The 24,516-nt window shown below is 62.1% G+C and carries 18 protein-coding genes and 1 pseudogene; 18 read left to right on the forward strand and 1 reads right to left on the reverse strand.

The annotated features are described in order from the left end of the window. Positions 1-2 precede the first annotated feature (2 nt). The 8 genes and pseudogenes from CAP2UW1_RS12460 to CAP2UW1_RS12490 all read left to right on the forward strand — a co-directional run bounded on the left by CAP2UW1_RS12460 (position 3) and on the right by CAP2UW1_RS12490 (position 9,580). The gene (locus tag CAP2UW1_RS12460) at positions 3-1,679 is read left to right on the forward strand and encodes an acyl-CoA dehydrogenase family protein (RefSeq protein WP_015766970.1); all 1,677 of its coding nucleotides are present in this window, start codon (positions 3-5) and stop codon (positions 1,677-1,679) included. A 44-nt stretch (positions 1,680-1,723) separates the two neighbouring features. Further along, positions 1,724-2,911, forward strand: a complete 1,188-nt coding sequence (locus CAP2UW1_RS12465; RefSeq protein ID WP_015766971.1) for a MaoC family dehydratase — start codon at positions 1,724-1,726, stop codon at positions 2,909-2,911. A gap of 2 nt (positions 2,912-2,913) precedes the next feature. Next, positions 2,914-4,932 (forward strand): protein meaA, encoded by a 2,019-nt coding sequence (locus CAP2UW1_RS12470; RefSeq protein WP_015766972.1) that lies wholly within the window; start codon positions 2,914-2,916, stop codon positions 4,930-4,932. A gap of 7 nt (positions 4,933-4,939) precedes the next feature. Then, the gene (locus tag CAP2UW1_RS12475; RefSeq protein WP_015766973.1) at positions 4,940-5,989 is read left to right on the forward strand and encodes an ArgK/MeaB family GTPase; all 1,050 of its coding nucleotides are present in this window, start codon (positions 4,940-4,942) and stop codon (positions 5,987-5,989) included. Next, positions 5,970-7,202: pseudogene (gene ccrA, locus CAP2UW1_RS12480) on the forward strand (crotonyl-CoA carboxylase/reductase); the annotation flags it as partial. The gene CAP2UW1_RS12475 and the pseudogene ccrA, both read left to right, overlap by 20 nt. Positions 7,203-7,361: 159 nt before the next feature. Next, positions 7,362-7,724 (forward strand): CBS domain-containing protein, encoded by a 363-nt coding sequence (locus CAP2UW1_RS26125; RefSeq protein ID WP_291912749.1) that lies wholly within the window; start codon positions 7,362-7,364, stop codon positions 7,722-7,724. A gap of 134 nt (positions 7,725-7,858) precedes the next feature. Then, a complete protein-coding gene (locus CAP2UW1_RS12485) occupies positions 7,859-8,836 on the forward strand; it encodes an NADPH:quinone oxidoreductase family protein (protein ID WP_015766975.1) in 978 nt (325 codons plus the stop codon). A 294-nt stretch (positions 8,837-9,130) separates the two neighbouring features. After that, positions 9,131-9,580 (forward strand): MaoC family dehydratase, encoded by a 450-nt coding sequence (locus CAP2UW1_RS12490; RefSeq protein ID WP_015766976.1) that lies wholly within the window; start codon positions 9,131-9,133, stop codon positions 9,578-9,580. Positions 9,581-9,675: 95 nt separating this feature from the next. On the opposite strand, the gene CAP2UW1_RS12495 is transcribed toward CAP2UW1_RS12490, so the two are convergent. Next, positions 9,676-10,530, reverse strand: coding sequence for an FAS1-like dehydratase domain-containing protein (locus tag CAP2UW1_RS12495; protein ID WP_015766977.1), 855 nt, complete (start codon positions 10,528-10,530; stop codon positions 9,676-9,678). Between the two features lie 401 nt (positions 10,531-10,931). Between CAP2UW1_RS12495 and CAP2UW1_RS12500 the strand changes: the two genes are divergently transcribed. The 10 genes from CAP2UW1_RS12500 to ppdK all read left to right on the forward strand — a co-directional run bounded on the left by CAP2UW1_RS12500 (position 10,932) and on the right by ppdK (position 24,402). Beyond that, positions 10,932-12,119, forward strand: coding sequence for a CaiB/BaiF CoA transferase family protein (locus tag CAP2UW1_RS12500; RefSeq protein WP_291912752.1), 1,188 nt, complete (start codon positions 10,932-10,934; stop codon positions 12,117-12,119). Positions 12,120-12,142: 23 nt separating this feature from the next. Further along, positions 12,143-13,369: a CaiB/BaiF CoA transferase family protein gene (locus CAP2UW1_RS12505; protein WP_015766979.1), complete on the forward strand. Its 1,227-nt coding sequence runs from the start codon at positions 12,143-12,145 to the stop codon at positions 13,367-13,369. 24 nt (positions 13,370-13,393) lie between these two features. Continuing rightward, positions 13,394-14,614, forward strand: coding sequence for a 2-methylfumaryl-CoA isomerase (locus CAP2UW1_RS12510; protein ID WP_015766980.1), 1,221 nt, complete (start codon positions 13,394-13,396; stop codon positions 14,612-14,614). A gap of 68 nt (positions 14,615-14,682) precedes the next feature. Next, positions 14,683-15,738, forward strand: a complete 1,056-nt coding sequence (locus CAP2UW1_RS12515; protein ID WP_015766981.1) for an HpcH/HpaI aldolase/citrate lyase family protein — start codon at positions 14,683-14,685, stop codon at positions 15,736-15,738. A 35-nt stretch (positions 15,739-15,773) separates the two neighbouring features. After that, complete coding sequence (locus CAP2UW1_RS12520) at positions 15,774-16,832, forward strand: MaoC family dehydratase (protein WP_015766982.1); 1,059 nt, start codon at positions 15,774-15,776, stop codon at positions 16,830-16,832. 186 nt (positions 16,833-17,018) lie between these two features. Next, positions 17,019-17,615: a 2-oxoacid:acceptor oxidoreductase family protein gene (locus tag CAP2UW1_RS12525; protein WP_015766983.1), complete on the forward strand. Its 597-nt coding sequence runs from the start codon at positions 17,019-17,021 to the stop codon at positions 17,613-17,615. Beyond that, complete coding sequence (porA, locus tag CAP2UW1_RS12530) at positions 17,608-18,861, forward strand: 2-ketoisovalerate ferredoxin oxidoreductase subunit alpha (RefSeq protein ID WP_015766984.1); 1,254 nt, start codon at positions 17,608-17,610, stop codon at positions 18,859-18,861. The genes CAP2UW1_RS12525 and porA overlap by 8 nt, the downstream gene beginning before the upstream one ends. Positions 18,862-18,872: 11 nt before the next feature. Next, on the forward strand, positions 18,873-19,886 hold the full coding sequence (locus tag CAP2UW1_RS12535; protein WP_015766985.1) for a thiamine pyrophosphate-dependent enzyme: 1,014 nt from the start codon (positions 18,873-18,875) through the stop codon (positions 19,884-19,886). Beyond that, entirely contained in the window at positions 19,886-21,508 is a 1,623-nt protein-coding gene (locus CAP2UW1_RS12540; protein WP_015766986.1) for an NAD(P)-binding protein, read from the forward strand. Before CAP2UW1_RS12535 ends, CAP2UW1_RS12540 begins: the two co-directional genes overlap by 1 nt. 164 nt (positions 21,509-21,672) lie before the next feature. Then, positions 21,673-24,402, forward strand: a complete 2,730-nt coding sequence (gene ppdK / locus CAP2UW1_RS12545) for a pyruvate, phosphate dikinase (RefSeq protein WP_015766987.1) — start codon at positions 21,673-21,675, stop codon at positions 24,400-24,402. The last annotated feature ends 114 nt before the right edge of the window (positions 24,403-24,516 follow it).

A 24,516-nucleotide genomic window follows, 5' to 3' on the forward strand; every position in this document is an offset into this window, starting at 1 on the left:
CCATGACTGAGGTAAAGAACGGGATGCAGGTGGCACTGCAGCATCTCGAATCAGCCGACGCAGTGATCAGGAAATCGCTGATCTGGATAAAGCAGCAATGCGCGACCACCAAGGGAGTCTCGAACGAGAAACTGGACGGGCATCAGATGGCCAGCTTCGATCTGGCGTGGTGTGCGGCTGAGTCGACGGCCGCGCGCTTTGCGGTGGACTATGCCGGCAAGGTGGTCGCCGCCGGTGCGGCGGGCGCCGGTGCCTGCCTTGAGGAACGAATGGCCCTGGTCTTTTGTGCCGAAGCCTTGCAGAACATTCACCATCGCCTGTGGGCGCGGCCGCAGAGCTTCGGTCTGAAGGAGGCCGACGTGGCCGCCCTGGCCTCGTCCAGCCTCAGCTACTATTGCCAGACACAACTGGATGCCGGCAATCTGGAAGCCTTGGGCAGGCAGGTCATCGCGCTGAATGGCGCCAGCGGTGCGTACATGCTGGGTGACGACGCGACGATGATGCAGGACTCGTTCCGCAAACTGGCAACCAACGTAGTCATGCCGCTGGCCGAGGAGATCCATCGGCACGATCGCATCATTCCCCAGGAAATCCTCGAGCCGCTGACCGAAATGGGCTGCTTCGGTCTGTCGATTCCCGAACGTTACGGCGGCATCCAGAGCGACGATCATGAAGACAACATGGGGATGATCGTGGTCACCGAGGAGCTTTCGCGCGGCTCGCTCGGGGGAGCGGGCAGCCTGATTACCCGCCCGGAAATCCTCAGCCGCTCCCTGCTCAAGGGAGGAACGGAAGCACAGCGAGAGAAGTGGTTGCCGAAGGTAGCCGTCGGTGAACCCTTGTGTGCCATTGCCGTCACCGAACCGGATACCGGCTCCGATGTCGCCGCCATGCGTCTGAAGGCGACGAAGTGCGAGGGCGGCTGGATACTCGACGGCGTCAAGACCTGGTGCACGATGGCCGGCAAGGCGGGCGTCCTGCTGGTCCTGGCACGCTCCAATCCCGACCGTTCGCTCGGTCACAAGGGGCTGAGCATGTTCCTGGTCGAAAAGGACTCGTATGACGGACACGATTTCGAGTACCGTCAGCGACAGGGTGGCGTGCTGAGCGGGCGCGCGATTTCGACCATCGGTTACCGCGGCATGCATTCCTACGAGGTTTTCTTCGACCACGTCTTCGTTCCGGACGAGAACCTGGTGGGCGGGCCGGAAGGCGAAGGGAAAGGCTTCTATTTCACGATGGCCGGATTTGCCGGCGGGCGCATTCAGACGGCGGCACGCGCCATTGGCGTCATGCAGGCGGCTTTCGAGCGCGCGGTGTCTTATTCCCAGGAACGACACGCCTTCGGCAAACCGATAGGTGAGTTCCAGCTGACGCTCGTCAAGCTGGCGCGCATGGCGACGCTGCTGACCGTTTCCCGCCAGTTTACCTACGCGGTCGGGGCCTTGATGGATCAGGGTCAGGGGCAGATGGAAGCCAGCATGGTGAAACTGTTCACCTGCCGCACGGCCGAGTGGCTCACCCGCGAAGCGATGCAGATTCACGGTGGCATGGGTTATGCCGAGGAGTCGCCCGTCAGTCGGTATTTCCTTGATGCACGCGTGCTGTCGATTTTCGAGGGAGCCGAAGAAACGCTGGCCCTGAAGGTCATCGCACGCTCTCTTATTGACTCCGTATAGGCCCCGTCCACACGGGCAGATGGATACGCCACGAGGAACATTCAATGTCGCAGGCAATTCGTTTCCGACCACAGGTCGAACTGGCCGAAAAGGTGGGCGTGGACCTGAAAAAGGTACGCCATCCCCACTACGGCCGCTATCTGGAGGAGTTCGTACCGGGGCAGGTGTTCGTTCACCCGCGCGGTTTCACGTTCCTGCGCGCCCAGATGGAGACTTTCTCCCGGACCTACATGCAGTGCAATCCGCTTTACCTCAATGACCAGTATGCGCGGGCCAGCGGCTTCTCCGGCCTGCTCGCTTCGCCGCAGATGGTCTTCAACGTCGTCCTTTCGCTGGGCGTGCAGAACGATTCGGAAAAGGCGATGGCCAACCTGGGTTACTACGATGCCCAGTTCCTGCGGCCGGTCCAGGCCATGGATACCATTCGCTCGCTGACCAAGGTCATCGACCGCAAGGAGCGCGGCGCGGGCAAGCCCGGCATCGTGACCATACGTACATTGGGCGTCAACCAGAACGGCGAAGTGGTACTGCAGTACGAGAGGAAGATCATGGTTGCCGGTCAGGGCGACCGTCCGCCAACCACCCCGTTGCCCACGTCGGCCGACGGCCTGATGCCGAGTTTCCCCTGGGTGGACGATGCCGATGTGATCCTGCCCGACTTTCCGGAGCGACTCCCCGGCGGCCTCACCGGTCCCAACTCGTGGTTCGAGGATTTCGCCGTCGGCGAGGTCATCGTGCACGCCAACGGCAGAACGATAACCGACGAGCATCTGCCGCTGACCTATGCGGTGGGTAATACTCATCCCCTGCATTTCGACCGGGTCTTCAGTTCCGGCTTGTCGGGCAAGATGAGCGGCGATCCCATCGTCTATGGCGGACTGGTGTTCGCGTGGCTGGAAGGACTGGCCAGCCGCGATGTCAGCGAGAACAGCATCTGGGAACTTGGTTTTACCGAGGGTTACCACACCCAGCCCTCGATTGCCGGCGATACGGTTGCCGCCCTGTCGCGCGTGTTGGCGGCCGAAGATGCTCCTGGCGCGTTGGCCCGGCAGTTCGGCGTCGTCAGTCTTCAGCTGATCGGTGTCAAGAACATCAGTGCGGCGAACGCTTTGGCCAAATATGGCGAGGACCTGTTCATCAAGGAGAACGACAAGAAAGAGATGGGCAAGGAGAAGATTGATGAGAAGATTTTTGAGATCGAGAGACGTCTCTTGATCAGAAAGAGGAGTTAGTCATGGTTGCCGCCCGGAAGAATCGGGATCAGCCCTGGTTGATGCGGACCTATAGCGGTCACAGCTCGGCCAAGGCATCCAACACCCTCTATCGGACCAATCTCGCCAAAGGCCAGACAGGTCTCTCGGTAGCCTTCGACCTGCCGACGCAGACCGGTTACGACGCCGACAGCCCTCTGGCCAAGGGCGAGGTCGGCAAGGTCGGCGTGCCCATATCACACATCGAGGACATGGATCAGTTGTTCGATCAGATCCCTCTCGATCAGATGAACACTTCGATGACCATCAATGCGACGGCCGCATGGCTGCTGTCGCTGTACATCGGCCTGGCGCAACGACGCGGGATCGACCCGACCCGGCTGAGCGGCACCACCCAGAACGATATCATCAAGGAGTATCTCTCACGCGGTACCTACATCTATCCGCCAGGTGCGTCGATGCGCCTGATCGCCGATACGATCAACTACACCGTCAAGCATGTTCCGAAGTGGAATCCCACCAATATCTGTAGCTACCATTTGCAGGAGGCGGGAGCAACGCCCGTTCAGGAACTGGCCTACGCCCTGTGCACCGCGATGGCGGTTCTCGACCGCGTCAAGGCTTCCGGCGAGATCAAGCCGGAGGCTTTCCCGCAAGTCGTCGAGCGCATCTCGTTCTTTGTCAATGCCGGCATGCGCTTCGTCGAGGAATGCTGCAAGCTCAGGGCATTCGGTGAAATGTGGGACGAACTGACTTTGACCCGCTACAAGGTCGAGGACCCACGACTTCGCCGGTTCCGTTATGGCGTACAGGTCAACTCCCTGGGGCTGACCGAGGCGCAACCGGAAAACAATGTCCAGAGAATCGTTCTGGAGATGTTGGCGGTGACGCTTTCCAAGCGCGCACGGGCCCGCGCCATCCAGCTCCCGGCGTGGAACGAGGCAATGGGTTTGCCGCGCCCGTGGGACCAGCAGTGGGCGCTGCGCATGCAGCAGGTGATGGCCTTCGAAACGGATCTGCTGGAATACGAGGACATCTTCGATGGTTCGCCGGTCATTGCCGCCAAGGTCAAGGCACTGATCGAGGGCGCCAAGAGGGAAATCGAGAATGTCGAAGCCCAGGGTGGCATCATTGCCGCGATCGAGTCCGGCTATGTCAAGCGCGAACTGGTCGGTAGCCACATGAACCGCTTGCGCGCCATCGAGTCGGGTGATCTCAAGATCATCGGCGTCAACTGCTTCCAGGAAACGGCCGAATCGCCGCTGACTGTCGGCAGTGATGGCGGCATCATGAAGACCGATCCGGCCGCTGAGCGTGAGCAGATCGAAAGGCTGCAGGCGCATCGCAGAAGCCGAAACGACAGCGAGGTCCGAGCCGCCCTGCAAGGACTCACCGATGCCGCCAAGAGCGGCGAGAACATCATGCCAAGTTCGATTCGCTGTGCTCTGGCGGGAGTCAGCACCGGCGAATGGGGAGACTCGCTGCGCGGGGTCTTCGGTGAGTTCAGACCACCGACGGGAATCGATATCGCCATCGACAGCCGCGAGGTACTCGGCAAGAAGGATCAGGTCACCGATCTCAGGGAGCGCGTCGCCAACACCGGCAACGCCTTGGGTCGTCCACTCAAACTACTGGTCGGCAAACCCGGACTCGACGGACATTCCAATGGCGCAGAGCAGATCTCCGTGAAGGCCAGAGACGTCGGCTTCGAGGTCGTCTACGACGGCATCCGGTTGACGCCGCAACAGATTGCCCAGGCCGCTCAGGAGGAAGGCGTGCATGTGGTGGGCCTGTCGATACTGTCAGGCAGCCATATGGAACTGGTGGAGTCTGTCCTGCAGGAACTGCGCCTGCGCGATCTGGCAAGCGTGCCGGTAATTGCCGGCGGCATCATCCCGCGCGAGGATGCCGAACGGCTGATGGCGCTCGGTGTGCGCGCCGTCTATACACCGAAGGACTTCAGTCTCAACGCCATCATGGGGGATATCGTGGATGTGATCCGCGAGTGCAACGGGCTCGACCGGATTGGCTTGCTGCATTGACAGGTCGATGACTTCACCCACTCTTCCCGATCCTGAGCAGCTAGCCGCACGGATACTGCGCGGGGAAAGGGCTGCGGTCGCCAGCGGCCTGAACCTGCTGGACAACAAGCTGGCTGAGGCGCGCAACCGTTCGGCTCGCTTGCTGGCGGCTCTTTCCGGCGAGCGCTGGCTCAGTCGCGGTCACCTGATCGGGGTCACGGGTCCTCCCGGAGCCGGCAAGTCCTCGCTCGTCTCCGCCATGATTCGGGAGTGGCGCCTCTCCGGCAAGACCGTCGGAGTGCTGGCAGTCGATCCCTCCAGTCGCCCCGAACTGGGCGGTGGCGCCTTGTTGGGCGATCGCATTCGTATCAAGAATTCGTCTCACGACGAAGGTCTCTTCATCCGCTCGCTGGCCAGTCGGAATCAGTTGGGCGGCGTCGCCACCGAGGTTTGGCCGATGAGTTGGCTGATGTTGGCCTGTTTCGATATTGTCATCATCGAGACGGTGGGCGTCGGCCAAACCGAGATCGATATTGCCGAGATTGGCGATACGGTCTGTTATGTCGCCCAGCCGGCCTCCGGTGACACAATCCAGTATCTGAAGTCGGGTATCATCGAGATTCCGGATATTTTCGCGGTCAACAAGTGTGACCTTGGTGCCCCGGCGCGCAAAACGGCGAGCGAAATTGGCCGGAGCGCGCCCAGGCACGATCGCCGGGAGAATTGGGATTACCCGGTGTGTCTGGTGAGCGCGACGATGAATACAGGAATCAGGCAATTGCAGGAGCATTGCGAGAGACACCGGGAGTTTCTCGCCAATGCCGGCTTGCTCGGCAAACTGCGCACGCGCCATCAGAGCGCCTGGGTAGTACGCTTGCTGAAAGAGGAATTCGGAACTTTTGGCCTCGAACTTGCCGGCGGCCGTGCTGTTGTCGGCGAGCGGCTGAGGGAAAATCCATCCAGCCAGTTTGCAGAGTACGAGCGCCTGCGGCAACATATTCTTTCCAGATTCATGTCGGTAAATCAACCGAGCAGTCTAACCAAGAAGGAGCATCTTGATGAGCAAACAATTGTATGAACTAGGTGATAGGCCTCCCCTGGGCGAAGTTCCGGAGAAAATGCACGCCTGGTTGATCCGCGCGGACCGTTTCGGCAAGCCGACGGAGGCGTTTCAGAAGGAAGTGGTGAATACCCCTGCCATCGCCGACGACGAAGTGCTGGTGCACGTGATGGCGGCGGGAATCAACTACAACAACGTCTGGGCGGGCCTCGGCTTTCCGGTCAATGTCATCGCTGCCCGTAACAAGGGCGGCGAGCCTGAAGACTTCCACATCGGCGGCAGCGACGCGTCCGGCATCGTCTACGCGATCGGCAAGGACGTGACCAACGTCAAAGTGGGCGACGAAGTGGTAATGCACTGCGGCCAATGGAACCGTAATTGCGAGTGGGTCCAGAACGGCGGCGATCCGATGTACTCGCCCTCTTTCAAGATTTGGGGTTACGAAACCAATTACGGTAGTTTCGCCCAGTTCACCAAGGTCCAGGGCCACCAGTGCATGCCGAAGCCAAAGCACATGAACTGGGAAGAAGCGGCGGCCTATACGCTGGTCGCCGCTACGGCCTGGCGGATGCTCCATGGCTGGGGCGCCAACTCCATCAAGAAGGGGGACGTCGCTCTGATCTGGGGCGGCGCGGGCGGCCTCGGTTCGATGGCGATCCAGATCGCCAAGGCGGTCGGCGCGACCTCCGTGGCCATGGTGTCAGGCGAGGACAAGTTCGACTACTGCATGAAATTGGGCGCCAAAGGCTGCATCAATCGCAACGACTTCGATCACTGGGGCATGTTGCCGCACTGGAAGGACAACGCGGGCTATGCAAAGTGGCTGAAGGGCGTGCGGGGCTTCGGTGCCAAGATCTGGGAAGTTCTCGGCGAGAAGCGCGCGCCGAACATCGTCTTCGAACATCCTGGCGAGACCACCATCCCTTCTTCGATTTTCGTTTGCGAAACCGGCGGTATGGTCGTCGTTTGCGCCGGTACCTCGGGCTATAACGCTACCGTCGATTTGCGCTATCTGTGGATGCGGCAGAAGCGCCTGCAAGGCTCACATTTCGCCAATGCCGTGCAGTGCAACGAAATGAACGAACTGGCGCTGCGTGGCCTGATCGATCCCTGCATGTCGCGGGCTTTCACCTACGAAGAGTTGCCGCTTGCCCACCAACTGATGCATGACAACAAACATCCACACGGCAACATGTCGGTGCTGATTGGTGCCACCGAGTTCGGCCTGGGCACCAGCGGCAAGCCGCCCGTGGCGATCGTTCATCCGACGCTGCCCAAGGGCGACGTGCATACCACGCCGCATCCCTATCCGATGTCCACCCCGCTGCCGGATATCGCCGAGGGCGAAGCGATCACTATTGCCGACGACGGCAGCAAGGTCAGCGACCTGATGCATCGCGGCATCATTTCCTGTACGCCGGACGATGTCCTCGGGACGGTGGCCAAGATCATGGTGGACAAGGAGATCCACGCGGTAGTGGTGATGGATGGACAAGGCAAGGCGATCGGCGTCGTATCGCAGACCGATATGGTTCTGGCGCGGCAGGGCCGGAGCCCGCAGGAAGCGCGCTCGATGCGCGCCGGGGACATCATGACCCCTGGCTGTGCAACATGCGATGCCGAGATGTTGTTGAGCGACGCGGTCAGCCTGATGACGGGCCGGCGCATGCATCGCCTGGTGGTAACGGAAAACGATCGGCCTGTGGGCGTCATCTCCATGACCGACGTGGTGCGCAAGATCATCGGCGAGTAAACAGCGCTCGCCCGCACCAAAGCGACACGTCGCGCCCACCCCCTTCCTGCTTGGGAAGGGGGATTTCTCAAGACGCCCTTCTTGTCCGTCAGGATGGAGAAGGGTTTTTTTTACAACCCCGAGAGGTTCCTGCCATGCAAGCCATTGTCTGCCACGAACTTGGCGGTCCCGCGGCGTTACGCCTGGATGACGTTCCGGAACCGCGCCCCGGACCCGGGCAGGTACGGATCCGGGTCCGCGCCTGTGGAGTCAATTTTGCCGACAGCCTGATCACCCGCGGCCAGTATCAGAAGCAACCACAACCACCATTCAGTCCCGGCTTCGAGGTTTCCGGAGAGGTGCTGGAACTTGGCAGCGGCGTACAAGGGATCGCCATTGGCGATCGCCTGATCGCCATGACAGCGCACGGTGGCTATGCCCAACAAGTCATTGCCGACACGAAGCGCTGCGTGCCGATGCCGGCGGCGATGTCATGGGAACACGGCGCGGCCTTTCCCGTGGTGTTCGGCACCTCGCATGTCGCCTTGTCGCATCGGGCGCGGTTACGGCCAGGAGAGACGCTCGTGGTGCATGGTGCCTCGGGCGGGGTCGGTCTGACCGCCGTCGCCATCGGCAAGCAGTTGGGAGCGACGGTTATCGCCACAGCGAACGGCCCCGAGAAACTCGAAGTAGCGCGCGCACACGGCGCCGACCATCTGATTGATTCGAGTCGTGAGGACGTGCGCACGCGAATCAAGGAGTTAACCGCTGGTCGCGGTGCGGATGTCGTCTACGATCCTGTAGGTGGCGACTTGTTCGCGGCTTCGCTGCGCAGCATCGCGTTTGAAGGGCGCCTACTGGTCATTGGCTTTGCAGGCGGTAGCGTGCCGCAAATTCCCGCCAATCATCTTCTGGTCAAGAATGTGGACGTGATTGGTCTCAACTGGCCGGCTTATGCGGAATTGAATCCGCAGGTGATGACCGAGAGTTTCCGGACACTGATCCAGTGGTATCTGGAGGGTGCGATCAAACCGCATGTCTCCGCCACTTATCCGCTGAAACAGGCTGTCGATGCGCTCAATCACCTGATTAGTCGCAAGTCCACGGGTAAAGTCGTTATTACTCCGGATTAGACCGGTCTAATGCTTTGTGCATCCGGCGCGTGGCGTATTCGCCACTTGTCGAAACCCATTGTGGCGGCCAGAAGACGCAAAACATTTCTCGGTGATTCGACAATGAAGACTGGCCATGCACGGAGATCCCCATATATACTTCTGATGGTCCGGATGACCTTCCTGTCGTGGCGGCAGACCAGGCGCGGGGCACCCGGAAACTTCAAGACACTCAAACTGGCGCTGGCAGCAAACCAACGCCGTATTCCCCTGGCGCGGCGATACCTGCGCTGATGATTACCTGAAAGGACTTGCATGAATCCCCAAAACGGTTACGACATCGAAGACTTGTCGGTCGGCATGAGCGCAGAGATCGCCAAGACCATTACGGATGCGGACATCGTCCTCTTTGCCGGCGTGTCCACGGACGTCAATGCGGTGCATATGGATGAAGATTTTGCGAAGACGACGATGTTTGGCGGCCGCATCGCGCACGGCATGTTGTCGGCGAGCCTGATTTCAGCGGTACTCGGCAATCGTCTGCCCGGTCCTGGCACGATCTACATGAGCCAGTCCTTGCGCTTCCGTGCGCCGGTGCGGCCGGGTGACACGGTTCATGCCAAGGTGACAGTCAAGGAAGTCGTTGCCGAAAAGTGCCGTGTCGTAGTCGATACCGTGTGCACCGTCGGCGACAAGGTGGTCATCGACGGCGAAGCGACGCTGATGACCACCTCGCGGCAAAAACGCGAAGCAGCCGGCAAGTAGCCTGCCAGCGAGCGGACGGGCCGGGCAGCCGAGCCCGTCGGTTTGGTCTCTGTTTGTTGCCGTCCCCCGCTCGCTTCGCTTGTGCAGTACCCGTGCTACGCCGGCGCCAGCTCGGCGCTGGCTCTCATTGCCGCAGCGCCATCTGGGCCCTGCGCCTCGAGCGACACCCGGCCATCGACCAGCGTGCCGACGAGGCGAAACGGCGCCAGATCAAACAGCGGCGCCAGGCCCCGGAAGCTGTAGTCGAGCACCGCCTGAGCTGTTTCCCGGCGCAGCAGTTCCATCAGCAGGACCGCGGTCAACGGCCCATGCACGACCAGACCGGGATAGCCCTCCTCGTTGATCGCATAGGGACGATCGTAGTGGATCCGGTGCGCGTTGAAGGTCAACGCCGAGAAGCGGAACAGGAGTCGCGGCTCAGGCTCCACAATGCGCGACCAGACGCAAGACGGCAGCGGCGGCCAATCGATTACGCGCGGACAGGCAACGGCTGGCCCCGGCTCGCGATAGACGATGTCCTGCTCTTCCTCGATACACAGCGCTCCATCCTGGTAGAAGCGGCAGAGGACCGAGACAAAGGCGAGTGAGCCGGAACGTCCCGATTTCTCCTTGATGTCGCGAATCACCGCCTCGCGGCGGGCGGGCTGGCCGATGATCAACGGGCGGTGGAAGCGCAAGCGCGCGCCGGCGAACATGCGCCGCGGATACGGAATCGGCGGCATGAATCCTCCGCGCTGTGGGTGCCCGTCGACCCCGAGAAGCGCCTGCGGCGTCTTCGGCAGAAAGTAGAACCAGTGCCACAGTGGTGGCAACGCGCTGCCGTTGCCAAGAGGCGTCACCGTATCGTCGAATGTCGCCGCCGCTGCCAGCGCCGGGGCCAGACCGAGGTCATCGTCGGTGATCTCATGGCGGCCAATCCACTGCGTGTAGGGTATCCTCGATTCGGTCATTGTTGGGGTTCTTTCGGTAGAGTTTCCGGCGGCGGACGCACAAGTACAGCACAGCACGCTGGCAAACTCAAGTCGCCAGCAGTCGATGCGTCCATTGGCCGACGCCCTGAGATCTTGCGCCCATGACCGTGTTTGCCCATATACTGTGGGGGTTATGCCGGTGCCGGGCCTGGCGCAGGGTAAGGGAGTTGGGAGGTTTTCCGGCTCGACAGTCGGGAGGATGGGCCATGAAAGAGGAAGCTGCTTCAACGAAGTCCGCCGCGTCGCGGCCAGCCCCCACGGGCACTGGGGCGCCAACACCAACCGGGCCTGCAGCAGTTAACCCCGCAGCGAACGCCCAGTTGTCGCAGAATCCTCTGGAGCAGGATCAGGAGCAGTCAGCGGACAACGACCAACTACCGATGAGCGGCTTGCGCGTCATCGATGTCGGGACTTTTCTGGCCGGGCCCTATGCGGCATCCATCCTGGGTGAGTTCGGCGCCGAGATTCTGAAAGTCGAGCATCCGATCGCCGGTGATCCGATGCGGCACTTCGGAACGGCCTCCAAACGCCACGATGCGACCCTGGCCTGGCTCAGCGAAGGCCGCAACAAGAAATCGGTCACCCTCGACCTCCGCCAGCAGGAGGGTGTCGAGCTGTTCCTCAAGCTGGTGGCCAAGTCGGACGTGCTGATCGAGAATTTCCGGCCGGGAACGATGGAGGAATGGGGACTCGGCTGGGACGAGTTGAGCAAGGCCAACCCCGCACTCGTGATGCTACGGGTCTCCGGCTACGGGCAGACCGGACCGTATCGTCGACGCTCGGGTTTCGCGCATATCGCCCATGGCTTTGCCGGTCTGTCCTACCTCGCCGGCTTTCCGGGCGAGACGCCAGTACTGCCGGGAACGGCGCCGCTTGGCGACTACCTGTCCAGCCTTTATGGCGCTATCGGCATCCTGCTGGCATTAAGGCACCGCGAGGCGACCGGCGAAGGGCAAATCGTCGATATCGGAATTTACGAGGCGGTTTTCCGCCAGATGGACGAGATCGCCGCCGCTTACGGACTGTTCGGCAAGGTCCGGCAACGCGAAGGTGCCGGCAGTTTCGTCGCCGTTCCGCACGGACACTTCCGGACTGTTGATGACAAATGGGTCGCCATCGCGTGCACCACGGACAAGATGTTCGAACGTTTCGCCGCGGCGATGGAGAAGCCCGAGCTCGCTGCGGCCGACCGTTACGGCGACCAACGCAAGCGTCTGGCAGCGCGTGACGAGGTCAACCGGATCGTCATCGAATGGGTGGGTTCGCTGACCCGCAACGAGGTGATGCAGCGCTGTATTGATGGTGAGGTACCGATCGGCAAGCTCAACAGCATCGCCGACATGTTCGAGGATGAGCATTTCAAAGCCCGCGGCAATCTCGCCCGCCTCACCGAGGAGGGCCTGGGGGAAGTGGTGATTCCGGGCGTCGTGCCGACGCTTTCCGAGACCCCGGGGCGGATTTCGAATCTCGGGCCACCGCTGGGCAACGCCACCTATGAAGTCCTGCGCGAACTACTCGGTATTTCGGCGCAGGAGATCAAGCGACTGCGCCAGCGCAAGATCATCTGACCGGCCTTTTCACGAGAACTCCCATGACCACTGATCAGACCGAGACCCGGTTGCCGCTCGAAGGCATTCGCGTCATCGATGCCGCCACGGTCATCGCCGCACCTTACAGTGCCAGCATCCTCGGCGAGTTCGGCGCCGATGTCCTGAAGGTCGAGAACCCGAAAGGCGGCGATCCCCTGCGCTACTTCGGTACGCCGACCAACCGCAAGGACACGCTGGCCTGGCTCAGCGAAGCCCGCAACAAGCGATCGGTGACGCTCGACCTGCACTTGCCGGAAGGCGTCGAGTTGTTCAAGGGGCTGATCGAGAAATCGGATGTGCTGTGCGAGAACTTCCGGCCGGGCACCCTCGAGAAGTGGGGACTCGGCTGGGAGGTGCTGCGCGAGATCAACCCTGGCCTGATCATGTTGCGCGTTACCGGTTATGGGCAGACCGGCCCCTACAAGGACCGTCCCGGCTTTGCCCGCGTCGCACACGCCGTTGGCGGCATCGCCTTTCTCTCGGGAATGCCGAGAGGAACGCCGGTGACCCCGGGCTCGACCACCCTCGGCGATTACCTGACCGGCCTCTATGGCTGTATCGGCATCCTGATGGCCCTGCGCCACCGCGAGCGCACCGGCAAGGGACAGTACATCGACGCTGCGCTGTACGAGTCGGTGTTTCGCTGCACCGAAGAACTGGCGCCGGCCTATGGCATGTTCGGTCGCGTGCGCGAGAGGCACGGGCCAACGCACAACGATTTCGCTTGCCCACACGGCCACTTCCCGACCAAGGAAGATGGCAAATGGGTAGCCATTTCGTGCGTCACCGACAAGCTCTTCGAGCGCCTGGCAATTGCCATGGGCCGCCCGGAACTGGCAGCGCCGCATGTCTACGGCGACCAGAAGACACGGCTTGACAACCGGCATGACGTGAACGAAATCGTCAGGGACTGGTGCGGTTCGCTGCACCGGGAGGAAATCCTTGCCCGCTGCTTCGCCGCCGGTGCCCCGGCCGGACCATTGAACAGCATCGCCGACATTTTCGGCGACCGGCAATTTCATTCGCGGCGCAACCTGGTCGCGATCGATGAGCCGGACATCGGCGAGACGGTGATCGTTCCATCGGTGTTGCCACGCCTGTCGGCGACACCGGGAAGGATCAAGCACCTCGGGCCGCGACTCGGGCAGCATACCGACGAAGTACTGTCCGGCTTGCTCGGCCTGGACGAGCACGAGATCGACGCGCTGCGCAAGAAGCGTGTAATCTGACCACAAGCGGGGTGATTGGAGACAATGGACGGAATTCTCAAGGGCCTGCGCGTCGTCGAGGGCTCGGCCTTCGTTGCCGCGCCACTCGGCGGCATGACTCTCGCCCAACTCGGCGCGGACGTCATCCGCTTCGACCCCATCGGCGGCGGCCTCGACTACCGTCGCTGGCCACTCACCCTCGACGGTCGGCACAGCCTGTTTTGGGCCGGACTGAACAAGGGCAAGCGTTCGATAGCCGTCGACCTTCGCCTGCCCCGCGGGCAGGAGTTGCTGACCCAGCTGATCTGCGCGCCCGGGGACCATGCAGGCCTCTTCAGCACCAATTTTCCGGCCAAAGGCTGGCTTGCCTATGAAGCGCTGCAAGCGCACCGGCAGGACTTGATCATGGTGAACCTGACGGGGCGGCGGGACGGTGGGTCCGAAGTAGACTACACGCTGAACCCGCAGCTCGGCCTGCCCCTGATGACCGGACCAACGAGTTCCCCGGAAGTCGTCAACCACGTCTTTCCCGCCTGGGACTTCATCAGCGGTCAAATGATCGCCTTGGGCCTCCTTGCTGCCGAACGGCACCGGCGGCTGACCGGCGAAGGACAACTGGTGCGTCTGGCCTTGAAGGATGTGGCGCTGGCCATGCTCGGGAATTTCGGCATGCTCGCCGAAGCCATGGTCAATGGGGCCGATCGGCCGCGCCAGGGCAACTACCTCTACGGCGCCTTTGGCCGCGACTTCGGCACGCTCGACGGCCGGCGTCTGATGGTCGTCGGCCTGACCGGCATGCAATGGCGCCGCCTCGTCAAGGCCACCGGTCTCCGGGAGCCAATCAGCGAACTGGCTGCGCGACTCGGCCTCGACTTCGACGACGAGGGCAATCGCTATCGCGCACGGCAGGAAATTGCCCGATTGTTCGAACCCTGGTTCCATGCCCGCACGCTGGCGGAAGCCGCGCTGACCCTCGATGCCCACGGCGTCACCTGGGGCCCCTACCGCAGCGTGCGGGAGGAAGTGGCCGCCGACCCGGATTGCTCCACCGACAATCCGATGTTCACACTCACCGAGCAGCCAGGCATCGGGCGCTACCTGATGCCGTCGACGCCGCTCGACTTTGCCGGCGTACCCCGTCTGCCGGCGATGCCGGCGCCCAGACTCGGCGAACACACGGATCAGATTCTGCTCGACATCCTCGGCTTGAGCGAGGCCGAAGTCGGCCGTCTGCACGACGCGCGCGTCGTCGCCGGACCTACCTGAGCCGGTCGCCGGCAAACCTGCCCGCGACCGCAGAAACAACCAGCCTTCTTTCTACCAGGGAAACTGCCATGAAGCTACCAGTGCACTTCTACAAACCGCTCGCCATTGGCGCCCCACAACCCCTGCGTGAGCTTCCGGTCAGGCCGGAGAGAATGATCCACTTCTTTCCGCCACACATCGACAAGATCCGCGCCAAGGCACCGGAGACGGCCCGGCAGTGCGATGTGATGTGCGGCAATCTCGAGGATGCGATTCCGATCGAAGCCAAGGACGCGGCACGCGCCGGCTTCATCGACCTGCTGGCCGCGCACGACTTCGGCGACACCGCCATGTGGGTGCGGGTCAATGCGCTGAACAGCCCTTGGGTACTCGACGACCTCAACGAGATCATCAAGCACGTCGGCAACAAGGTCGACGTGATCATGATTCCCAAGGTCGAGGGACCCTGGGACATCCACTTCGTCGATCAGTACGTCTCGCTACTGGAAGCGAAGTACGCCATCAGGAAGCCGATCCTCCTGCATGCGCTGCTCGAGACCGCGCAGGGAGTCACCAATGTCGAGGCGATCTGCGGCGCCAGTCCGCGCATGCATGGTCTGAGCCTCGGCCCGGCCGACCTTGCCGCCTCGCGTGGCATGAAGACGACGCGCGTCGGCGGCGGACATCCCGGCTACGGCGTCCTCGCCGACCCTGAAGCCGGCCAGGATGGAGGCGAGAAGCAGCGCGCCTTCTTCCAGCAGGATCTCTGGCACTACACCGTCGCGCGCATGGTCGATGCGGCCGTGGCGCACGGTCTGCGCTCGTTCTACGGCCCGTTTGGCGACCTCAAGGATGAAGCCGCCTGCGAGGCACAGTTCCGCAATGCCTTCCTGATGGGCTGTTCGGGCGCCTGGTCGCTGGCGCCCAACCAGATCGCGATTGCCAAGCGTGTCTTCAGCCCCGACGTCAAGGAGGTACTGTTTGCCAAACGCATCCTCGAAGCGATGCCAGACGGCAGCGGCGTGGCAACAATCGACGGCAAGATGCAGGACGACGCGACCTGGAAGCAGGCGAAGGTCATCGTCGATCTGGCGCGTCTGGTGGCCAGGCGCGACCCGGAACTCGCGGCGGCTTACGGTTGGTAGGAAAGAGCTTGGTCGGCACAACGAGGAGGCACCTGATGAGCGAGAAGACCAGACTGGGGAATTTCTTTGAGGACTTCCAGATCGGGCAGACGATAGCCCATGCGACACCGAGAACGATCAGCGAGGGCGACGTGGCTTTGTACACCGCGTTGACCGGCTCGCGCTTTGCCATCACATCGTCGGACACCTTCGCGTATAGCCTGGGATTCCCGCGTGCGCCGGTGGACAACCTGCTCGCGTTCAACGTGGTCTTCGGCAAAACGGTTCCCGACATCTCGCTCAATGCGGTTGCCAACCTCGGCTATGCCGCTGGCCGCTTCGGCCACCGGGTCTTCGTCGGTGACACGCTGACGGCCGACTCGACGGTGATCGGTCTCAAGGAAAACCGGGACGGCCAGACCGGGATCGTCTATGTGCGCTCGTGCGGGATCAATCAGCACCAGCAGATCGCCCTTGACTACTGTCGCTGGGTGATGGTGCGCAAGCGCGAGCCAAAGTCGCCAGCGCCGCCAGCCTGCGTACCCGACCTCCCCGAGGCGGTCGCTGCGGGAGACCTGATCGTTCCAGCAGGAATCCGCGTCGATCAGTACGACTGCACGCTGTCCGGCAACCCTGACCTGTGGGACGATTATGAGGTCGGTGAGCGGATCGACCACGTGGACGGGATGACGATCGAAGAGAGCGAGCACATGATGGCGACGCGTCTTTACCAGAACACCGCCAGGGTGCACTTCAATCAGCAGGCGGAAAGCGCCGGGCGTTTTGGCCGCCGGATCATCTACGGGGGCTGCATCATCAGTCTGGCACGTTCGCTCTCCTTCAACGGCCTGGCGAATGCCTTCCTCGTCGCGGCGATCAACGGCGGTCGGCATGTCACGCCGACCTTTGCCGGTGATACGATCTACGCTTGGTCAGAGGTCGTCGACAAAATGGTCCTGCCGGGCCGCAACGACCTCGGCGCACTGCGCCTGCGTACCGTCGCGACCAAGGATCGACCGTGCGCCGACTTCCCCTGCAAGACGGCCGATGGCAGCTACGATCCGAGCGTGGTCCTCGACTTCGACTACACTACGCTGATCCCCCGAAGAGCGTAACGTCCAGCGCGGGCGGCTACCGCGCCGCCCGCATGAACCCGGCCAGCCAATGGCAGGCCCGGCCACCGGCCCGGAGCGACGGCCCGCGACTGCCGCCCATACGCAAAGGTATCGTTGTTTTCAATCGATTCGAACTAAGCTATGCTGCGCGGGCGTCAAAAAACGATGGAAAACAATGGAGGAAACATGTTCCAAGTCCGCATACACGGTCGCGGCGGCCAAGGCGTGGTTACGGCTGCCGAGATGTTGTCTATTGCTGCGTTTGAGGAAGGCCGCCATGCCCAAGCCTTCCCGAGTTTCGGTTCGGAACGAACCGGTGCCCCGGTGGTCGCTTTTTGCCGTATCGCGGATGAGGAGATCCGCCTGCGCGAACCGATCATGGAACCCGATGCGCTGATCATCCAGGATCCTACTCTGCTGCTCCAGGTCGACGTCTTCTCTGGCCTCAAGAAGGGCGGATACATCCTGATCAACACCAGCCGCACGTTTGCCGAACTGGGCCTCGGTGACTACGTCCGAGACTGGCCAGCAGACAGGCTGTGCACGGTTCCCGCCACCGACCTCAGCCGCAAGCACGTCGGCCGACCAATGCCCAACGTTCCACTCCTGGCCGGCTTTGCCGCCGCATCCGGCATCATTCGGCTGGAGTCAGTGATCAAAGCCATCAATGCCAAGTTCTCGGACAGAGTGGCGAGCAACAACAGCGCTGCGGCAACCGAGGCTTATCAGTTCGTTGCCGACGAGATCAAGGCGGCGCGTCATGAGGAGGCCGCACATGCTTAAACAGACTGAAGGTTCACACGCTGTTGCCGAAGCCGTCGGCCTTTGCCGGCCAGAAGTGATCTGCGCCTATCCGATCTCTCCGCAGACGCACATCGTCGAAGGCCTCGGTGAAATGGTCAAGGCCGGCGAAATCCAGGACTGCGAGTTCATCAACGTCGAATCCGAGTTCGCGGCGATGAGTGTCGCCATCGGATCGTCGGCAACAGGCGCCCGTACCTACACGGCCACGGCCTCGCAGGGCCTGCTGTTCATGGCCGAGGCGGTATACAACGCGTCCGGCCTTGGCCTGCCCATCGTCATGACGGTCGCCAACCGGGCCATCGGCGCACCGATCAACATCTGGAACGACCACACCGATGCGCTCTCGCAACGCGACAGCGGCTGGATCCAGCTTTTCGCCGAAACCAATCAGGAAGCGCTGGATTTGCACATCCAGGCCTTCAAGCTGGCGGAGGAAGTCAGCCTGCCGGTCATGGTCTGCATGGACGGATTCATTCTGACGCACGCCTACGAGCGCGTGGACGTACCGACCCAGGAACAGGTCGATGCCTTCCTGCCGCCTTACGAGCCACGTCAGGTTCTCGACCCGACCGACCCGGTATCGATCGGCGCAATGGTCGGTCCGGAAGCGTTCTCGGAGGTGCGCTACCTGGCGCACGCCAAGCAGATGCAGGCTCTCGAACTGATCCCGCGATTGGCCGAGCAGTTCAAGGCGGTCTTCGGTCGCGATTCAGGCGGGCTGACCCATTCGTACCTCCTCGACGATGCAGAAACGGTGGTTGTGGCGATGGGGTCGGTGCTCGGAACGATCAAGGATACGGTTGACGAGATGCGTGCTGCCGGCGAGAAGATCGGCGTGCTCGGGATCACTTCCTATCGTCCGTTCCCGCTCGACAACGTCCGCGCCGCGCTGCAGAACGCGCAGCGCGTGGTCGTGTTGGAAAAGAGTCTGGCGGTCGGCATCGGTGGCGTTCTCTCCACCGACGTACGCATGGCAATGTCGGGTCTGCAACTGCATGGACACACGGTGGTCGCCGGCCTTGGTGGCCGGGCAATCACCCGGAAATCGTTGCGTGCTCTGTTTGCCAAGGCAGTTCGCGGCGAACTGGGCCACCTCACCTTCCTCGACCTCGACTGGAACGTCGTCAACAAGCAACTCGAACGCGAGCGCACGACGCGCCGTTCGGGTCCGGCAGCGGAAAGCATGCTGCGCGACATCGGTGTCATTGCCACCGGTATTGTCTGAGGAGACCCACGATGAGCTTCCAACCCGTTCATTTCTATCAGACCGGCACCTTCACGGTCGGTAATCGCCTGCTGGCTCAGGAAGAACGCAGTGTCCAGGCCAACATGGAACGTACCAATTCACTCAACTCCGGACACCGTGCCTGTCAGGGCTGCGGTGAAGCGCTTGGCGCTCGCTATGCCATTGACGCCGCGATGAAAGCCGCCAGCGGTCGCCTGATTGCCGCCAATGCTACCGGTTGCCTCGAGGTCTTCTCGACGCCCTACCCGGAAACTTCGTGGCAGATCCCCTGGATCCACTCGCTGTTCGGCAACACGGCGGCGGTGGCCACCGGCATCGCCGCAGCCATCAAGGTCAAGCGCCACAAAGGCCAGATGGGCGATGTTCGCGTCGTCGCCCAGGGTGGTGACGGGGGGACCACGGACATCGGTTTCGGCTGCCTGTCGGGAATGTTCGAACGTAACGACGACGTTCTCTACATCTGCTACGACAACGGCGGTTACATGAACACCGGCGTCCAGCGCAGTTCCGCCACCCCACCAGCAGCCCGCACAGCGACCACCATGCCGGTCGGCCCCGAGCCGGGCAATGCCTTCGGGCAGGGCAAGTTCGTGCCGGCGATCGCCATGGCCCACGAGATCCCCTATGTCGCGACCGCCACCGTCGCCGACCTCCGCGATCTCGAATACAAGGTCACCAAAGCGATGGGAATGCGCGGTGCGCGCTACATCCACATCCTGGTCCCCTGCCCGCTCGGTTGGGGAGCGGCCTCCGAAGACACCATCAAGTTGGCGCGTCTGGCCAAGGAAACCGGTATTTTCCCGGTCTTCGAAGCGGAGGGCGGCGAACTCACGAGTTCGCTCAAGATCCGCCGCCAGCAGCCTGTTGAAGAGTATCTGAAACTCCAGAAGCGCTACGCGCACCTGTTCGGCAAGACGCCGGCGGTAGCAACGATCGCTCGCCTGCAGGCGGCGGCAGACAAGAACATTCGCAAATACGGACTGCTCGACCAGGAGGCGAACTGATGGAAAAACCCTTTGCCATTACCCTAGACCCCGGCTCGTCGCTGGCCAATCACACCGGTTCGTGGCGGACTTCCCGCCCGGTTTATCTTGACCGGCTACCGCCCTGCAACAAGCAGTGCCCAGCCGGCGAAGACATCCAGGGTTGGCTGTTCCACGCCGAGTCCGGCGACTACGAAAGCGCCTGGCGGCATCTGACGAAAGACAATCCCTTCCCGGCCATCATGGGGCGCGTCTGCTATCACACCTGCGAGGGTGCCTGCAATCGCGGGCAACTCGACGCGCCGGTCGGCATCAATTCGGTCGAACATTTTCTCGGCGACGAAGCGCTCAAGCAAGGCTGGAAGCTCACGCCGCCGGCCAGCGAATCAGGCAAGCACGTCCTGGTGGTCGGCGCAGGCCCGTCGGGAATGTCGGCGGCCTACCACCTGCGCCGATTCGGGCACAGCGTCACACTCTACGAGGCTGGGCCCCTGCTCGGCGGTATGATGCGCTTCGGCATTCCCAAGTACCGCCTGCCGCGCGATATCCTGGAAGCGGAGATGCAACGGGTCGTCGACCTCGGCGTCACGGTGAAGCTGAACAGCAAGGTCGACAACATCCTGAAGACCATGGAGGAAGGCAAGTTCGATGCCGCCTTCCTGGCGGTCGGGGCGCACATCGGCAAGCGAGCGATGATCCCGGCCGGCGACGCAGCGAAAATCATCGACGCCATCTCGCTGCTGCGCAGCATGGAAGGTGAAGACAAGCCGCTGCTCGGTCGTCGCGTCGTCGTCTATGGCGGTGGCAATACGGCCATAGACGTGGCCCGAACGGCCAAGCGCATGGGTGCCGAACCGTTGATCGTCTATCGCCGCACGCGCGACAAAATGCCTGCACACGACTTCGAACTCGAGGAGGCGCTGCAGGAAGGCATCATGGTCAAGTGGCTGTCGACCATCAAACAGGCGCATGAGTCCTCGCTGACCATCGAAAAGATGGCTCTCGACAGCAAGGGTTTCCCGCAACCCACCGGCGAGTTCGAAACCATCGAGGCCGATTCTCTGGTGCTCGCGCTCGGCCAGGACGTCGACCTCGGGCTGCTCGAGGGGGTTCCGGGGCTGAAGGTGACCGATGGTGTCGTCGAAGTCGGCCCCAACATGATGACCGGTTATGCGGGGATTTTCGCGGGCGGCGACATGGTTCCGGCCGAGCGCAACGTCACCGTCGGAATCGGCCACGGCAAACAGGCGGCGCGCCACATCGATGGCTGGTTGCGCGGCGAGCAGTACCTCCCGCCGGTCCAGCGCGAAGTGGCGACCTTCGACAAGCTCAACACCTGGTACTACGCCGATGCACCCAAGACGGTTCGCCCCATGCTCGACATCATTCGTCGGCAATCGACCTTCGATGAAGTCCAGGGCGCACTCGACGAGAGCAATGCCCTCTTCGAGGCCCGGCGTTGTCTGTCCTGCGGCAACTGTTTCGAATGCGACAACTGTTACGGTGTCTGCCCCGACAACGCCGTAATCAAGCTCGGACCAGGCAATCGCTTCCAGTTCAACTACGACTACTGCAAGGGTTGCGGCATGTGCGTCGCCGAATGTCCCTGCGGTGCGATCAAGATGGAGGCCGAAGAAATCTGAGCGCGGCGTGGTTATGAGGCCGCGGAGCTTGTCACCCGGCGCAACGACAGAAGCGCAACAATCAATCCCGACCCGGTGCCGTTGTCTGGGTCACCCACTCTGGGGACACTTCGGGCATAACGCTCGAAGTGTCTTTTCCTTCTTCCCCAACCCGCGAGGTATGTATGCCAACTGAAACAAAGAACGTCTACGTGTTTGGTGCCGCCCGAACCGACGGCGACGCCAAGATGAAGAATATACTCGGAGGCAAAGGCGCCAACCTTGCCGAAATGTGCCGACTGGGAATCGCAGTACCTCCCGGTTTCACGGTCAGTACCGAAGCCTGCACCGTCTATACCGAGCAGGGCAAGGACGCCGTGTTCAAGCTGATCGAGGCTGAAGTCTTGCAGGGCGTGGCTTTCGTTGAACAGGAAATGGGGAAGAATTTCGGCGACTCGTCGGATCCGCTGCTACTGTCGGTGCGTTCGGGTTCGCGCGCGTCGATGCCAGGCATGATGGACACCATCCTCAACCTCGGCCTCAATGACGAGGCGGTGGTCGGACTGGCTCGCAAGGCCAACAACGAGCGTTTTGCCTGGGACTCCTATCGCCGCTTCGTGCAGATGTACGGTGACGTCGTGATGGGCCTCAAGCCGGTATCGAAGGAAGATCACGATCCCTTCGAAGTCGTCATCGACATGCTCAAGGAGAAGAAGGGTGTTGAACTCGATACCGATCTCGACACCGACGACCTGAAGGAGTTGGTGCTGCGTTTCAAGGGCTTGATTCGTGCCCGCGTCGGCCGTGAGTTCCCGACCGATCCCTGGGAACAGCTCTGGGGGGCAGTGAATGCGGTCTTTCAGAGCTGGAATAACGACCGCGCCAAGGTATACCGCGAGCTGAACGATATCCCGGATTCGTGGGGCACCGCCGTCAACGTCCAGGCCATGGTCTTCGGCAATCTGGGCGACAACAGCGGCACCGGCGTCGCCTTCACGCGTGACGCAGGGACTGGTGAGGACCTGTTCAACGGCGAGTTCCTGGTCAATGCCCAGGGTGAAGACGTCGTCGCCGGTACCCGCACGCCGCAACAGGTCACTCTCGAGGGTTCGCGCCGCTGGGCCAAACTGGCGATGGTCAGCGAAGACGAGCGACGGACCAGGTTCCCGTCGCTCGAGGAACTGATGCCCGACATCTACCAGCAGCTCCTGCAGGCCGAAACCAAGCTCGAAAAGCACTACTCCGACATGCAGGATGTCGAGTTCACGATCCAGGAAGGCCGCCTGTGGATGCTGCAAACCCGCAACGGCAAGCGCACTGGTTCAGCGATGGTGCGCATCGCCATGGAAATGCTGCGCCAGGGCATCATCGATGAGAAGGAAGCCTTGCGCCGCGTCGACCCGGAGCGCCTCAACGAACTCCTGCACCCGGTTTTTGACCCGATCGAGATCAAGAAGGCACGTTCCATCGCGCACGGCCTGCCGGCTTCGCCCGGCGCCGCGACCGGTCAGATCGTCTTCTTCGCCGACGAAGCCGAGGAATGGGTCAGAAAGGGCAAGGACGTGATCCTGGTACGCCAGGAAACCTCTCCTGAGGACCTGCGCGGAATGAGTGTCGCCAAGGGAATTCTGACCGCCCGCGGCGGGATGACCTCGCACGCAGCCGTTGTGGCACGTGGCATGGGTAAGTGCTGCATCTCTGGCGCTGGCGCGGTGCGCGTCGATTACCATGCACGCACGATGTCGGTCGGCAACGAGACTTGGGCGGAAGGAGACTGGCTTTCGCTCGACGGTTCGACCGGCGAAGTCTACCTGGGCCAGGTAGCCACGAAGGAAGCGGAACTGACCGGCGACTTCGGAACGCTGATGGATCTGGCCGATCATCACAAGAAACTGGCCGTGCGCGCCAACGCCGATACGCCCGACGATGCCAGGGCGGCACGCACCTTCGGTGCCAAGGGTATCGGCCTGTGCCGTACCGAGCACATGTTCTTCGAGGGGGAACGTATCAAGGCGGTTCGGGAAATGATCCTTGCTGACGACGAAGCCGGACGGCGCCGCGCGCTGGCCAAGCTGCTGCCGATGCAGCGTGGCGACTTCGAAGGACTGTTCCGCGAGATGAGCGGCCTGGCGGTCACCATTCGCCTGCTCGACCCGCCGCTCCACGAGTTCGTTCCTCACGATGAAGCCAACCAGAAGATCATGGCTCACGAGATGAACGTTCCACTGGGCGTGATCAAGATGCGCGTCGACGACCTGCACGAATTCAACCCGATGATGGGTCATCGCGGCTGCCGCCTCGGTATCAGCTACCCGGAGATCACCGAAATGCAGACGCGGGCGATCCTCGAAGCCGGTCTGAACATGAAGGCGAAGGGTTTCGATGTCAAGGCCGAAATCATGATTCCGCTGGTCGGCACCGTTCGCGAATTCAACGCTCAGGCGCGTGTCATCCGTCAGACCGCAGCGGCCGTTTTCCATGAGCGCGGCGAGGCACTCGACTACCTGCTCGGGACGATGATCGAAACCCCTCGTGCCGCCCTGATCGCCGACAGTATCGGCCAGCAGGCGCAGTTCTTCTCCTTCGGCACCAACGACCTGACGCAAATGACCATGGGTTTTTCGCGCGACGACGCCGGCAAGTTTCTGCCGAGCTATCTGAAAGATGGCATGTACGAGCGCGACCCCTTCCAGTCGATCGACCAGAAGGGCGTCGGCCTGCTGGTGAAGATGGCCGTCGAGAAAGGTCGTTCGGTCCGCCCGAGCATCAAGCTGGGCGTCTGCGGGGAGCACGGAGGCGACCCGGCATCGATCGAGTTCTTCCACCGCAGCGGTCTCGACTACGTGAGCTGCTCGCCGTTCCGGGTGCCGATCGCCCGGCTGGCGGCTGCCCAGGCAGCCATCAACAACGAGTAGACTCCCGGGTCGGCTGGCAGGCCACTTCCCCACCTGTACGCTGCTGTGCAGGACGGGGAAGCGAGTCGGGGCTGGCGCTTCGACCTTTCAAGACGACGAGCACCCCTGGCCCCC

It is taken from the genome of Candidatus Accumulibacter phosphatis, from assembly GCF_000024165.1.
Lineage (GTDB): Bacteria > Pseudomonadota > Gammaproteobacteria > Burkholderiales > Rhodocyclaceae > Accumulibacter > Accumulibacter phosphatis.